The sequence below is a fragment of the Klebsiella sp. C360 genome, from assembly GCF_048822415.1.
Taxonomy (GTDB): domain Bacteria; phylum Pseudomonadota; class Gammaproteobacteria; order Enterobacterales; family Enterobacteriaceae; genus Klebsiella; species Klebsiella quasipneumoniae.
Map to the genome: position 1 here is coordinate 515,466 of NZ_JBMEZZ010000003.1, position 13,975 is coordinate 529,440.

The window sequence follows — 13,975 nt, forward strand, 5'->3', positions numbered from 1 at the left end:
TACGATCTCCTATCGATAAGTGAAACCGGAGTGGGTTAATGAATAATGAACATCGTCTCCAGGCCGCGCCAGCGCTGCAGGATAAGGACGAAAGCATTTACCAGGCGCTGATGACGGCTATCGTCGAACATCAGCTGCCGCCGGGCAGCAAACTGCCGGAAGAGGCGCTGGCGGAAGTGTTTGCCGTGAGCCGCACCGGCATCAGAAAGGTGCTGCAACGACTCGCCGCTGTGCAACTGGTCACGTTAACGCCCAAACGTGGTGCACACGTCACCAGCCCGAGCGTGGAAGAGTCCCAGGCGATCTTTCGTACCCGGGCGCTGCTTGAGGTCGCTAATCTGCCCGATGTGATCGCGCGCTGTCAGCCGCCGCATCTGGCGGCGCTGGAGAACATTATCCAGCGTGAACAGCAGGCCCATGAGGCGCACGACGGCCCGGCGGCGATCCGCCACTCCGCTGACTTTCATATTCAGCTGCAGGCTATCTCCGGCAACCCGGTGCTCACCGAGATGGTGACCCGCCTCAGCCAGCGCTCCTCGTTAGTGATTGCCGCCTGGGGCGCACCCTGGCGCCAGGGCTGCCGCTGCGACGATCACCAGCAGCTGGTCGGTTTGCTGCGGGATAAAGCCCTGCAGCCGCTTAGCGAGGCGCTGATGCACCATTTTGATCATATTGTCGCCAGCCTGTGCTTCGAGCGCGATGGCGTCAGTCTGCCCGATTTTTCCCGGCTGTTCGCCGGCCACAAGGAGTCGTGATGTCTTCCGTTTGTATACAAGTGATCAACCCCAACACCAGCCTGGCGATGACCGAAACGATAGGCGCCGCCGCGCGTGCGGTCGCCGCGCCGGGCACCGAGATCCTTGCGGTCTGTCCCCGCGCCGGCGTGCCGTCAATAGAGGGCCACTTTGACGAAGCCATCGCGGCGGTCGGCGTGCTGGAGCAGATCAGGGCCGGACGCGAGCAGGGAGTGGATGGGCATGTGATCGCCTGCTTCGGCGACCCGGGGCTGCTGGCGGCGCGCGAGCTGGCTCAGGGGCCGGTGATCGGCATTGCGGAAGCGGCGATGCATATGGCGACGATGGTCGCCACCCGGTTCTCCATTGTGACCACGCTGCCGCGAACGCTGATCATCGCCCGCCATTTGCTGCACCAGTACGGCTTTCATCAACACTGCGCGGCGCTGCACGCCATTGATTTACCGGTGCTGGCGCTGGAAGACGGCAGCGGCCTGGCGCAGGAGAAAGTGCGTGAGCGCTGCATCCGCGCGCTGAAAGAGGACGGCAGCGGGGCGATTGTCCTTGGCTGCGGCGGGATGGCGACGCTGGCGCAGGAGCTGACCCGCGAGCTGCGGGTGCCGGTGATCGATGGCGTCAGCGCGGCGGTGAAGATGGTCGAGTCGCTGGTCGCGCTGGGGCTGGCGACCAGCAAGCACGGGGACTTAGCGTTCCCGGAGAAAAAAGCGTTAAGCGGACAGTTTCAGTCGTTAAATCCATTTTAAAAGGGGCAGGTGATGGTTGAGAACCAGGAACACTATCCTCGCGATCTGCGAGGTTATGCAGGGCAGCCGCCGCACGCGCGCTGGCCGGGCGGGGCGCGGATCGCGGTGCAGTTCGTCCTTAACTATGAGGAAGGCGCTGAGAACCACGTCCTGCATGGCGATGCGGGTTCGGAACAGTTCCTGTCCGATATTATCGGCGCCGCCAGCTACCCGGCGCGCCATATGTCGATGGACTCGCTCTATGAATACGGCAGTCGGGCCGGGTTCTGGCGCATCCATCGCGAATTTAGCCAGCGCGGGCTGCCGCTGACGGTCTTCGGCGTGGCGATGGCGCTGGCGCGGCATCCGGAGATTGTGGCGGCAATCAAGGCCGCGGATTACGATGTGGTCAGCCACGGCTGGCGCTGGATCCACTATCAGCACATGGATATCGCCGAGGAGCGCGAGCATCTGCACAAAGCGGTGCAGGTGCTGACCGATCTGTTCGGCAAGCCGCCCACCGGCTGGTATACCGGCCGCGATAGCCCCAACACCCGCCAGCTGGTGGTGGAGCACGGCGGCTTTGACTACGACAGCGATTATTACGGCGATGATTTACCTTTCTGGAGCGAAGTGGCCTGCAGCGACGGCAGCCGCCGACCGCACCTGATCGTGCCTTACACCCTCGACGCAAACGACATGCGCTTTGCCACCGCCCAGGGGTTCAACACCGCGGAGCAGTTTTATACCTACCTGAAAGACAGCTTTGACGTGCTGTACGCCGAGGGGGAAACCGCGCCGAAGATGATGTCCGTGGGGATGCACTGCCGGCTGCTGGGGCGTCCGGGCCGTTTCCGCGCGCTGCAGCGTTTCCTTGACTATATCCAGCAGCACGACAAGGTATGGGTCTGCACCCGGCAGCAGATCGCCGACCACTGGCGCGAGGTCCATCCGTATCGCGGGTAGCTTGCTGCCACTCATCAGGCCCTCTCCCCGGGGAGAGGGCATCGCCCGAACGCGTCTGTTGAACCGGTTCACCAGGATGTATTTTGATTATTGAATAAGCATGGCGAGGAGTACCAGGCACAACAGCAGCACATAGATGCGTGCATACCATACATCTGGTACTGCAGGGATAGCCCGGCGGCTAAACATTATCCCGGCCCAGCCGGTCAGGACGAGCAGGACCAAAATTTTCAGGCTGATAAACCCAAGAAATCCGTTCAGCGGAATGCTGTGCCAGCCAATGACGGCATAGGTCACAGCCCCGCATAGCGCCACGGGCAAAGAAAGCGGGTTGGATGCGCTAACGCACTCCTGCATCGCATACCCGTGTCGCCGTAGCAGGGGCACCGTCATGACGCTGCCACCCACGCCCAGCAATGCGGCAATCATGCCGATAACCATACCGCCGCCAGTGACCACTGGCAGGGACAGGCGACGCCGAGCGCTGCCCGTGAAAAAACCTTTGCGCAACAAACAATCGCTGATGGTTGCCAGCATATAGAGAATAAACAGCGCGCGAACGATCTTCTCGCTCAATATCCCTGCCAGACATGAGCCGACCACCGCCCCAATGGCAATAAACCATAACAACGGGAACAGCGTCTGCGCGGCAAGCTTGCCAGCCCGCCAGTTTCGATAGCTGACCCAGCCGGCGTTAAATATCATCACCGCCGTTGAGGTAGCCACCGCGACATGCATGGCGTTTCCCGTGAGTTCCGGCTGCCGAAGCATCAGTTGATAGACAAATGGCACCACCACAAAGCCGCCCCCGAAGCCGAACAGGACTGTGGTAATGCCGGTCGTAAAGCCAGCCAGCGCAATAATAACGATCTCATTCAAGAGAGTATCCCCGACCTGAAAATGAGCGAGCAGCTTATACCGGTCGCGTACGGCTTCCCATTTGCGTAGCGCTCAATTACCTTTGTAAATCGGTCAAAGGGAGGCAGGTGTGCGCAACGTAAAAGTTGACGAAGTCGATCAGCTCGATCGCGAAGTGGTGGCGTTAGGTAATGACTATGCGCAAGGGTTTATCCTGCCACCGCACCAGCATCGTCGCGCACAGCTGCTGTATGGCGCGACCGGACTGATGTATGTCACCACTCAGGACGGAGAATGGGTGGTTCCTCCGCAACATGCTGTCTGGATCCCTCCTGAAACTGTGCACGCCGTCAGATTTGTGGGGGTGACCACGCGTAGCTTATATATTGAGCCAGATTATGTGACCGCTTTCATTAAACACCGTCGTTGCGAAGTGATCAGCGTCTCGCCGCTGTTGCGCCAGCTACTGCTTGAGGCTGTGGATTTGCCACCGTTGTACGACAGCCCACGCGATCGCATGCTGATACAGTTGATGTTGCTGGAACTGGCCGCCATGCCGGTCCGCGAATTTGACATTCCGTTGCCGCAGCATCCGGCGCTGCTGGCGCTTTGTCAGGCTTTTTTGCTTAACCCCTCTATCCATGATCCTGCGGAGCGCTGGGCCAGGGCGCTGTTTATGAGTCCCAGTACCTTTCGCCGCCATTTCCTGAAGCAGCTGGGCCTGTCATTTTCCGCCTGGCGACAGCGAGCCTGTGTGGTGAGCGCTATGGCATGGTTGATAGCAGGGAAACCGGTGAACGAAGTGGCATTATCTCTTGGATACGACAATGCGTCCTCTTTCGCCACCATGTTCCGCCGCGTGACCGGGCAGCCGCCATCGTTTTATCACCCAGCTTGATGCGTCGGGAAGGGGACTCCGGCAGCATGGGTCGGAAATGAATGTCACTTTATATGGCGTTGCTATGCGTTAACGCAGTCATAAGACAGACAATCCTGGTATGCCTGGCTTGCGTCTTCAGATACCCCTACATTTAGTGGTGGCTGCCTCCAGGCGGTTTCTCTATTCTGCCTGTAACCGTGAGAAGACCGGAGTCTCTCTTTGTGAACCATCTTATCGTTGAAAAAGTCATCATCATCTTTCTTCTCATCCTGTGGGGATTCGATACATTCAGAACCAGGAAAAGAAAACGTTATGATCCCGCGATTGAAGCCGCTGATGCCAGCGAACGCCATCAATGGCGCTATCTGAGATGGGGGTTTCGGATCATACAGGTGGTAGCGGGAGTGTATATCGTCGTGCAGCTGATTAAGGTTTTACTGAGATAGCGGTCCCGGGCAGGGGCGACTGAATATAACCCTTGTCAGCGACACGTGTTCCTGTTTTTCGCCGAGAGCTGAGAACTTGCCTGCATATAAACGGGGTGTTTTTAGTTTGTAACATTTCAAACAACAGCATAGGTGACCTTTCAATGATGCAAGTGATACTGGTTCGACACGCAGAAACAGAATGGAATGTAAAAGGTCGTATTCAGGGGCACAATGATAGCGCATTGACGCTTCGGGGGGAGCGTCAAACATCAGCCTTACTGGCGGCGTTTGCAGCGAGTGATTACCGGGCAGAATGTGTTTACGCTTCTCCGCTTGGCCGGGCCTGGCAAATGGGACAGCGCCTGGCGGAGAGTTTTTATTGTTCACTGATAGCTGAACCAGCTCTGAAAGAACAGGCTTTTGGTCAGTTTGAGGGCATGACAAGCGTAGAGCTCCTGCAGAATAATCCAGACGCCGCAGAAGCATTATTCAACCTTGATGCAGAGTATTGTCCGCCAGGGGGGGAGTCTCTCTCACATGCTTCGCAGCGAATTATGCATTTTTTATCCAATCTGGAAAAAAAACATCATCATCGAACAATATGTCTTGTGTCTCACGGGATGGTCATTCAGGGCGTGCTTGCGATGCTAAAAAGCGGATCTGTGGATGATTTTCACAGGTATGCGCAACCCAACGCGAGTTACTCCGTTTTCGAGTTGGTTAATGGAAGGTGTACCGCCCTTAGATGGGGGATCGCGACACATTTACGCCACCTGGATGGAACAGTCTGACTTACCCCAAATTAATATACTTCACTTAACGTATATCCCAGCTTTGATACAGATAAATGCCCCAGGAAGCGGCAGGCTGAGTAACCAGGAACCCCTTAGAATATCGGATGATTTGTATCGGCACTCATTACACCATGCGTTCCGATTAACGCCGCATAGCCAGTTGAACTTTGCTACTCTGTGAAAGGTAGTGCCGTCTATCCAGTGCGGATTTAATTAATGGAATAAATGATTATGAGTAATAATGATACAATCCCAAAGAAGTCTACAAGCCAGATTAACAAAGCGGTATTCTTTACATCTGCTTTGCTAATTTTCCTTCTTGTCGCCTTTGCCGCCGTATTCCCGGATGTCGCCGACAAAAATTTTAAACTACTACAGCAACAAATCTTCACGAATGCCAGCTGGTTCTACATCCTTGCTGTGGCCCTGATTTTACTAAGTGTCACGTTCCTTGGACTCTCACGCTACGGTGATATCAAGCTGGGCCCGGACCATGCGCAGCCTGATTTCAGCTACCACTCCTGGTTTGCGATGCTTTTTTCGGCAGGGATGGGGATCGGCCTGATGTTCTTTGGCGTTGCCGAACCTGTAATGCATTATCTTTCGCCTCCCGTTGGCACGCCAGAAACCGTTGCGGCAGCCAAGGAAGCAATGCGTCTGACCTTCTTCCACTGGGGACTGCACGCATGGGCAATTTATGCCATTGTGGCGCTGATTCTGGCGTTCTTCAGTTACCGTCACGGTCTGCCTTTGACTCTGCGCTCCGCACTCTATCCCATTATTGGCGATCGCATATACGGGCCTGTAGGCCATGCGGTTGATATTTTCGCTGTTATAGGCACGGTCTTTGGCGTCGCGACATCGCTGGGGTACGGTGTTTTGCAGGTGAATGCCGGTTTGAACCATCTTTTCGGGGTGCCCATCAATGAAACGGTGCAGGTCATTCTGATCGTAGTCATCACGGGGTTAGCGACGATTTCAGTGGTGTCCGGCCTGGATAAGGGAATACGTATCCTGTCTGAGCTCAATCTGGGTCTGGCGTTGTTGCTCCTGGCGCTGGTCCTGTGTCTGGGACCAACCGTGCTTCTGCTGAAGTCATTTGTGGAAAATACGGGCGGTTATCTTTCGGAACTGGTGAGTAAAACGTTCAACCTTTACGCGTATGAGCCTAAGTCGAGCAACTGGCTGGGGGGCTGGACATTACTGTACTGGGGATGGTGGCTTTCATGGTCGCCGTTTGTGGGGATGTTCATCGCCCGGGTCTCCCGCGGGCGAACCATTCGCGAGTTTGTCACCGGCGTGCTGTTTGTTCCCGCGGGTTTTACGCTAATGTGGATGACGGTGTTTGGTAACAGCGCGATCTATCTCATTATGAACCAGGGGGCCACAGACCTCGCCAATACTGTTCAGCAGGATGTGGCGCTGGCCCTGTTTAATTTCCTCGAGCATTTCCCGTTCTCTTCCGTGCTGTCATTCATCGCAATGGCGATGGTCATCGTCTTCTTTGTCACGTCTGCTGATTCGGGGGCAATGGTAGTTGATACTCTGGCATCAGGTGGAGTGGCAAACACACCCGTCTGGCAGCGAATATTTTGGGCCTCGCTCATGGGCATTGTCGCAATTGCGCTTCTCCTTGCCGGAGGGCTCAGTGCGCTGCAAACAGTGACAATAGCGAGTGCATTGCCTTTCTCAGTGATCTTACTGATATCTATATACGGACTTTTAAAAGCTTTGCGCCGGGATTTGACCAAGCGTGAAAGCCTGAGTATGGCGACAATTGCTCCTACAGCTGCACGTAACCCAATTCCCTGGCAGAGAAGGTTGCGCAATATCGCGTATCTGCCGAAGCGATCTCTTGTGAAACGTTTTATGGACGACGTCATCCAGCCCGCCATGACGCTGGTTCAGGAAGAGCTGAACAAGCAGGGGACGATAAGCCACATCAGTGACGCAGTCGAGGATCGTATTCGTCTTGAAGTCGATTTGGGTAACGAGCTGAATTTTATATATGAAGTGAGGCTTCGCGGGTATAGCTCACCGACCTTCGCGCTCGCCGCGATGGATAATAATGAGCAGCAGACTGAACAACATAGATATTATCGCGCTGAGGTTTATCTCAAAGAAGGCGGTCAAAATTATGATGTGATGGGCTGGAACCAGGAGCAGCTGATTAATGACATACTGGACCAGTACGAAAAACATCTGCACTTCCTGCACCTGGTTCGTTAATAGCAACATGCCGTCCTGGGGGCGGCAATTATTTATCCCGGCCGCAATATGAGGAATGCAGAATGATTTCACGCTGGAAATGGATTCTGAAGCAGACATTTAAAAAGCTATGGTTCAGGGCAACGTTATTCGCCATTGTCGCGATAATAACGGCCCTTTTATCAATTCTTTTTAAATCAATGATACCTGAGTCGGTTTCCGTGAAGGTTGGTGCGGAAGCAGTCGATAACATTCTGAACATACTGGCATCGAGTATGCTGGCAGTGACCACTTTTTCGTTGAGTATCATGGTCACAGCCTACGGTTCAGCCACTACTAATGTGACTCCCAGAGCTACGCGTTTAGTTGTTGAAGACGTAACCACACAAAATGTACTGGCCACCTTCATCGGTTCTTTTCTCTTCAGTCTGGTAGGGATTATTGCCCTCAATATGGGAGCTTATGGAGAAAGGGGGAGAGTCATTTTATTCATTGTCACACTGGTTGTCATTGCCTTAATCCTCATCACATTGCTTCGCTGGATACAGCATTTGACCTCTCTGGGGAGGGTAGGTGAGACAACGGCAAAAGTAGAACAGGCGGCCATCGAATCATTTATTGCGAGAGCAAGAAATCCCTTTCTCGGCGGATATCCATGGCTTGAGAACAATGAACAGCCGAAAGGAACGGTTGCAGTTTATCCGAAGAAGATTGGCTATGTTGAATATATTGATATGGTGCAACTTAGCAAGCTGCTGACCAATGATCCCCGTCATGTATACCTCGTGGCGCAGCCAGGCAGTTTCATACATCCATCCATGCCCGTTTTGTACCTGAGTCAAGGCCAGGAGTCATCAATCAGCGCCGATTTACTTGAGGCGATTATTGTCTCGGATGTACGTTCATTTGCTCAGGATCCCCGATTTTGTCTTAGCGTCATGGCCGAAATAGCCTGCCGGGCCCTTTCCCCCGCAGTGAACGATCCTGGAACCGCCATTGATGTCATTGGCAGAGGTGTTCGTATACTTTCCACTTACGCGCAGAATAAATCTCATGAAATAGAAGTGAAATATCCTTCCGTTCATGTTGCACCACTTCAGAATAACGATCTACTGGAAGACTTTTTCTCACCTGTCGCGCGCGATGGTGCCAGTATGAGGGAGATTCAGATAAGAGTCCTTAAAGGACTGTCTATGCTGAGTAAGGGTTGGCCTGGAATATTTTCTGAGGCCGCGCATAATTTAGCATTTGAAACATTAGAGCATGCAACACGTGCTGACCATATAGATTCTGACAGATGTCTAATAAAATCAATTTATTATAATTTATTTGGTGGCGAAGATTCTAATAAAAAACCATAGTTGTGGAGCAATCGATTCGGTTGTTGGCAAGTAAAGGGCAAAGCATTCGCGTGAGAATGGGCGTCTGCTTTGTGCCAAGAGCGGACATTACTGAGTTAAGTTCTGAAAGTAGCTTTAAATACGCACATGCTCTTCCTAATAACTCGATTATCATTTTTACCGTTAAACAGTTCCGGAGACAACTCTGACTCACAGGAATATCGCTAAGCCTCTGCCCCCCCTAAGCAATATCCTGATTGCTGAGTTGAGGCATTAATCTCTCAAATAAATCATCACTTTCATAGGGGATGTTATTAATATGCCGTGAATAAATAAAACCTCCTGGAATAAGCTTGGACAAAGAACTTTCACATAAAACACCTATACATTTTTTGTTTTCCCCTGCCATAAAATCATCTAAATTTCTCAAGATAAAATTTCGTGACAACTCACGATGTTCATTTATTGCCATTCTCGCATCTTCAGAATTAATGAGAGACACTTTAGGAAGCAAATCAGTAACATTAACGGCCACCATGCCTAGATTTTTAAGTGATGAGCTATCCTTTATCCTGCGCACGATCTGCTGGTTTGCAACTTTTATGTTTTTAGATAGTTTTTTTAACGACTTAACTCGTTTGCATTCTACAAAAAGAATTCTGCCGTCAGAGAGTTTCACTTCGATATCACAAATGCTTTTAAGAGAAATTTTATACCCTCCACGCAGGAATCTTGCAGCCATTGACAACTCAAACAGAAAGTCTCTTGCAGGATCATTCTCAGAAGTAGCACGAAATTCTTGACCAGTGATAACCTTCTTTATTTGATCGAGATATTCCTGGATATCAAGCCCTTTAAGATCATTGTAAACCCTTATGATTTCATTAGCTTCCACGTGAGAATTCATCATCTCCTTCATAAAGGCAACTAAATTTTCATCGGGTGTATCTTTGAAAATTTTTTCTCCATTTGATAGTGCTTTCAATTTTTGAAGGTTTTTGTGGTATACCCCATATCTTGTTACTGCAAACCTAAAGCCCAAACTATCGAACCAAGTACAAACCTCTTCAAATTTAGTTAACAAATCTGAAAACTCATGCTCGTATATTTCCTTGCCTTCCATACTTTTCTCTTTAAATAAATTCAGATTCGTATTAGCGCTTGTCAAATTCATGTGGGCTGTGCCCCTTAAAATCATCAAGCGGGAGCTTGTTCTGTAAAGATTGTGAACCTATTAGCGTCTCGATTAAATACTCTATATAGTTGACTCTACCAATTTATACCAAACGGTAGAATAAAAGAAGGAATCCCCGCAGTACTTAACTAGTCATTCTTTGACTACTGTGATTAAGATCACTTCCAAAGTCCGCTTATCGCTCATAGCGGACCTTCAAATCAGTTAGTTCGTCCGCTCTGTACCAGGAGCGGACATGACAATCTCAACCTGATGGCAAGCTCACCGAGCATGACATTAGGCTTGAGCGGCGTTGTAACGCGCTTCCAGCTTGTCCAGAAAGCCAAAAAGCACTTGATTCATTTCACTGAAATCGTGGGCCCGGAGCGCTTCAGGCGTGTCAACGAAACGGTAGTCTGCTGCACGGCTCAGGTCTTGCTCAGAATGGGCAATCAGCCGTTCTACAACATCCAATGTGAGCTCCATATGGCACTGGAAACCAAAGACGCGGTCTGAATAGGCAACGATCTGCCGGGGACAGCCTTCGCTGTAAGCGATAATTTTGGCCTCCGGCGTCAAGCCTGGCATGTCGTTATGCCAGTGACCCACTTCCAGTGTTTTCCCAAAGTGAGAGAACATCTCATCCTTTCTGCCGTCTTCGGTCAATGTGATCGGGAATTTACCAATCTCTTTTTCCGGGCTATGAGAGAACGGCGCGCCCAGCGCTTCACCAATGAGCTGTGAACCCAGGCAGATACCGATCACCGCCTTACCGGTTTTAACCGCGGAAGCAATCAGCGCCTGTTCCGCTTTAGCATTAAAGTGCGGGCACGCTTCAAGCGTTGTGTCCGGATCTTGCGGACCGCCCATCACGATAAGAAAATCGATGCCTTCGGCGTCAGCAGGTAGCCGATCGCCTGCATAGACTCGTGAGTAAGTTACATCATGACCTTGGTTTATTGCCCAGGTTTCATATGCGCCCGGGGCTTCAAAACTTTCATGTACGATAAAGTGTACACGCATGAGGTTAAGCTCCTGTAATATCTTTGATGATCAGAATGATAAGTCACGCACCCATTGCCTAAGGCTCTGCTCCGGGTGGTTCCAGTTTCGATATGATAAATGCAGGGGCTAAATCTGAAATGCCAGGTAGTATAGATAAAGCGCCAAGACATGATGAAGCCACAGGCTGGTCCAGTACTGCGATAAGCTATCAACGTGGTGAGGTAGATCCTCCCCATCATCATGTTGAGGGGCAGCTACTCTTCGCCACCAGAGGGGTTATGCTGGTGCAAACCGAGAGTGACCGTTGGGTGATCCCTCCTCAGCGGGCATTATGGCTACCGCCTCTGCATATCCATAGTTACCATCTGCTTTCACAAACCGATCTCAGGGCGATCTATTTCAGCAGTAGCCTTATCGCAGAATGTACGAGCTTTACAAAGAGTCAACAGGTGCATGTGATCACGGCTACGCCGTTAGTCAAAGAACTTATCGCAGGGCTGTTCAGTGAGGACTACGCCAGACCGATTCAACGGAAGATAGCGTTGTTGCTTCTGGAAATTCTCAGCGAGGCGCCACCTTTAACGATGGCGCTACCCATGCCGAATGATGAGCGATTATTTAGCGCGGTCAGATCGCTACTGGTCAATCAGCGCTGGGAAGCATCGCTGAGCGAACTGGCTTTTATGTCGGCCATGTCGGAACGGACCTTTTCCCGATTGTTTATGAAGGATACAGGCTTTAGTTTTCGAACATGGAAGCAGAGAGCCAGAATTTGCGCTTCGTTGGATCTTCTCGCGAACGGCGTTCCAATCAAACAGGTCGCTTACCAGCTTGGTTTCTCATGCCCGGCGGCATTTACCGCTGCTTTTCGTTCCATTCTTGATTCAACGCCGCGCGATTTTGTGCCTTAAACCGGGAAACCATATCCGCTTTTTGCTCATCGCAGCCGTTCGGATATTTTGCACGACAAAGAGGGGATGGCAGGGGAGCCATCAGCGAAAAACAGAATCACCGTAAAATCCCTGGGGAAGAGAATGATATTTACCCCTGTAATCCTGTGCACGGGCGGCCTGCCAGCGCGGTGTCTTCGGTCGCCATTTCGTAGAAATACAGGGCGCTTGTCTGAGTTTTTGTGGTAAGGCACATCGCCAGACAAAGCCATGTCGATTGTTTCATGTGTCCTCTGCCGGTTCCCGGCCATTAAAGCGAATTTTTCCCGTCTGACGGAGCGGCGGGGGCGGCATACCAGTTCTCTTTTGCAACCATTACGCTGCCTTCAGGCTGCATAACAAAGTTCGGCGACATTATCTGAACGTTAAACTCATTGAAAACATCCTGAATATTGCTGTGCAGTTCGTTGCGCGCGACGGCCAGTGACTGCTCCGGTAATAGCCGGACCTGAAGTTCATAGGCGATATACCAGTCCATCAGCTCCAGTTGACGCACCACCGGCGGGCGCGTCAGGTCAACACATGTTGCCCGTTTGGCTGCCAGCTCAAGCATGGCATGCACCTGCCGCCAGGGGGTGTCGTAGCCGATAGTAACGCTGACGGTTAAATTGATGCTGCCATCGTTATTTTGCGCGCTGAGATTGGTGATCTTGCCGCTGACCACCACCGCGTTAGGCACGGTGACCACGTAGTTTTCGCGGGTGATAATTTTGGTGGCGAGCATGCCTATTTCGCTGACTTTGCCTTCATTATCCGCCACGCGAATGACATCCCCTTTGCGCAGCGCGCGGGAATAGATAAGCACCAGGCCACTCATGGCATGGTTCATCACCCCCGCCGACCCCAGCGTTAACATCAGGCCAAAGAAGACGCTGATGCCCTTAAAAGCCAGTGAATTTGCCCCCGGTAAAAACGGGTAGGCGGCAGACAACGCAAATAACCACACCATCACTGAAATCAATTTGCGGGTCGCGCCAACTGTTTCGGGGTGCAGGCCCGGAAACTGCATGCGCCCCGCTTCAACCTGATTAAGTACCATCTTAAGCAGCTTAAGAATGAAGGCGGTGATCAGGAAAATAATCAACACAATCAGCAAGCCGGGTAACGATGAAACGATGGATAAGGCAATCTGACGAATGACGCGCAGCGACCAGTCACCCAACGACGTTGCCCAGACGCGAGTCCAGGGGAACATGCCAAAAGCCCAGCTCAGCCATGCGTAAAAGGCAAAAATAGCGAGAATAATCATCAGCAGAGCGAATAATCGAGCCTCCACAACGCCGATATATCGCCGCCAGCTTTGCGGAATTTTGCTTCGGTTTTCCACCACGCGGCGACGGAAATAGCGGCTAACCCAGCGGTACGCGCGCCATGCACCGTAGAAAAAGCCCGCTAAAACCAGCAATCCCGCCAGCGTTTTAATACCGGAAAGCACCAGCCAGCCGGTGTCATACTGATCGCGAAGCGCTGTGCGCTGCGTTTCCATGCGGGCCAGCACGCGCTGTGCGGCCTGATCCAGGGTGAGATCGTCCCCCTCGTCCAGATCGGCCTGAGTCAGCAACATAATCGGTTTGCCATTCATCACGATAAGACGGCCCTGCTGGTTATAGCGCGTCACAGGAATGATTTTTAGCGGTTCACTGACATCCGCCTTTGTGAAGCCACGTAAGGTATTTCGAATACGCAAAACCCGCTCTTCCGGCGTGGTGAGACCAAATTTCGCCTGCAGCATCACAATGGGTTGATGGAAGATATAAACCGTACGGGCTCGCTCTGCGTCGGTGGGTTCCTGACGGGGTTCTGCAGCAAGAGAAGAAAAAGAGATAATCGATAACATCGTCGAGACAATTGCGAGCACAAGCTTATTCATACCCACCACCGAGTAATGTGAAATT

Annotated in this window: 12 protein-coding genes and 1 pseudogene; 9 read left to right on the forward strand and 4 right to left on the reverse strand. The window is 52.0% G+C overall.

Translation table 11 applies throughout. The features are described 5' to 3' along the window. Nucleotides 1-38 precede the first annotated feature (38 nt). The 3 genes and pseudogenes from ACOI7D_RS11410 (at nucleotide 39) to puuE (ending at nucleotide 2,443) form a co-directional block, all read left to right on the forward strand. Complete coding sequence (locus tag ACOI7D_RS11410) at nucleotides 39-755, forward strand: GntR family transcriptional regulator (protein ID WP_002905523.1); 717 nt, start codon at nucleotides 39-41, stop codon at nucleotides 753-755. Next, nucleotides 755-1,620 (forward strand): annotated as a pseudogene (gene hpxA / locus ACOI7D_RS11415) (allantoin racemase). The gene ACOI7D_RS11410 and the pseudogene hpxA overlap by 1 nt, the downstream one beginning before the upstream one ends. Beyond that, on the forward strand, nucleotides 1,544-2,443 hold the full coding sequence (gene puuE / locus ACOI7D_RS11420) for an allantoinase PuuE (protein ID WP_223171644.1): 900 nt from the start codon (nucleotides 1,544-1,546) through the stop codon (nucleotides 2,441-2,443). Before hpxA ends, puuE begins: the two are co-directional and overlap by 77 nt. A gap of 87 nt (nucleotides 2,444-2,530) precedes the next feature. Here puuE and ACOI7D_RS11425 read toward each other — a convergent pair whose 3' ends face one another. Then, nucleotides 2,531-3,322, reverse strand: a complete 792-nt coding sequence (locus ACOI7D_RS11425) for a sulfite exporter TauE/SafE family protein (protein ID WP_032452938.1) — start codon at nucleotides 3,320-3,322, stop codon at nucleotides 2,531-2,533. Nucleotides 3,323-3,431: 109 nt separating this feature from the next. Between ACOI7D_RS11425 and ACOI7D_RS11430 the strand changes: the two genes are divergently transcribed. From ACOI7D_RS11430 to ACOI7D_RS11450, 5 genes are all read left to right on the forward strand, one after another. Beyond that, the gene (locus ACOI7D_RS11430; protein ID WP_060589545.1) at nucleotides 3,432-4,199 is read left to right on the forward strand and encodes an AraC family transcriptional regulator; all 768 of its coding nucleotides are present in this window, start codon (nucleotides 3,432-3,434) and stop codon (nucleotides 4,197-4,199) included. Between the two features lie 203 nt (nucleotides 4,200-4,402). Beyond that, nucleotides 4,403-4,627 (forward strand): hypothetical protein, encoded by a 225-nt coding sequence (locus ACOI7D_RS11435; protein ID WP_109547599.1) that lies wholly within the window; start codon nucleotides 4,403-4,405, stop codon nucleotides 4,625-4,627. Nucleotides 4,628-4,770: 143 nt separating this feature from the next. Further along, complete coding sequence (locus ACOI7D_RS11440) at nucleotides 4,771-5,400, forward strand: histidine phosphatase family protein (RefSeq protein WP_109547310.1); 630 nt, start codon at nucleotides 4,771-4,773, stop codon at nucleotides 5,398-5,400. A 234-nt stretch (nucleotides 5,401-5,634) separates the two neighbouring features. After that, nucleotides 5,635-7,632 carry a BCCT family transporter gene (locus tag ACOI7D_RS11445; RefSeq protein WP_143117281.1) on the forward strand — a complete coding sequence of 666 codons (1,998 nt, stop codon included), beginning with the start codon at nucleotides 5,635-5,637 and terminating at the stop codon, nucleotides 7,630-7,632. 62 nt (nucleotides 7,633-7,694) lie between these two features. Next, on the forward strand, nucleotides 7,695-8,972 hold the full coding sequence (locus ACOI7D_RS11450; RefSeq protein WP_109547312.1) for a DUF2254 domain-containing protein: 1,278 nt from the start codon (nucleotides 7,695-7,697) through the stop codon (nucleotides 8,970-8,972). A 220-nt stretch (nucleotides 8,973-9,192) separates the two neighbouring features. Here ACOI7D_RS11450 and ACOI7D_RS11455 read toward each other — a convergent pair whose 3' ends face one another. Then, complete coding sequence (locus ACOI7D_RS11455) at nucleotides 9,193-10,125, reverse strand: hypothetical protein (RefSeq protein ID WP_109547314.1); 933 nt, start codon at nucleotides 10,123-10,125, stop codon at nucleotides 9,193-9,195. Between the two features lie 297 nt (nucleotides 10,126-10,422). Next, complete coding sequence (locus tag ACOI7D_RS11460; protein WP_109547315.1) at nucleotides 10,423-11,148, reverse strand: type 1 glutamine amidotransferase; 726 nt, start codon at nucleotides 11,146-11,148, stop codon at nucleotides 10,423-10,425. A gap of 92 nt (nucleotides 11,149-11,240) precedes the next feature. On the opposite strand from ACOI7D_RS11460, the gene ACOI7D_RS11465 reads away from it, so the two are divergent. Further along, on the forward strand, nucleotides 11,241-12,041 hold the full coding sequence (locus ACOI7D_RS11465) for an AraC family transcriptional regulator (RefSeq protein ID WP_181945463.1): 801 nt from the start codon (nucleotides 11,241-11,243) through the stop codon (nucleotides 12,039-12,041). Nucleotides 12,042-12,330: 289 nt separating this feature from the next. Here the strand turns inward: ACOI7D_RS11465 and ACOI7D_RS11470 are convergent, their stop codons facing one another. After that, the gene (locus ACOI7D_RS11470) at nucleotides 12,331-13,950 is read right to left on the reverse strand and encodes a mechanosensitive ion channel family protein (RefSeq protein ID WP_050534126.1); all 1,620 of its coding nucleotides are present in this window, start codon (nucleotides 13,948-13,950) and stop codon (nucleotides 12,331-12,333) included. Nucleotides 13,951-13,975 lie beyond the last annotated feature (25 nt).

Coding starts and splice junctions, on each gene's coding strand:
- ACOI7D_RS11410 (WP_002905523.1), top strand. CDS start 39: ATGAATAATGAACATCGTCTCCAGGCCGCGCCAGCGCTGCAGGATAAG.
- ACOI7D_RS11440 (WP_109547310.1), top strand. CDS start 4,771: ATGATGCAAGTGATACTGGTTCGACACGCAGAAACAGAATGGAATGTA.
- ACOI7D_RS11445 (WP_143117281.1), top strand. CDS start 5,635: ATGAGTAATAATGATACAATCCCAAAGAAGTCTACAAGCCAGATTAAC.
- ACOI7D_RS11450 (WP_109547312.1), top strand. CDS start 7,695: ATGATTTCACGCTGGAAATGGATTCTGAAGCAGACATTTAAAAAGCTA.
- ACOI7D_RS11455 (WP_109547314.1), bottom strand. CDS start 10,125: ATGAATTTGACAAGCGCTAATACGAATCTGAATTTATTTAAAGAGAAA.
- ACOI7D_RS11460 (WP_109547315.1), bottom strand. CDS start 11,148: ATGCGTGTACACTTTATCGTACATGAAAGTTTTGAAGCCCCGGGCGCA.
- ACOI7D_RS11465 (WP_181945463.1), top strand. CDS start 11,241: ATGATAAATGCAGGGGCTAAATCTGAAATGCCAGGTAGTATAGATAAA.
- ACOI7D_RS11470 (WP_050534126.1), bottom strand. CDS start 13,950: ATGAATAAGCTTGTGCTCGCAATTGTCTCGACGATGTTATCGATTATC.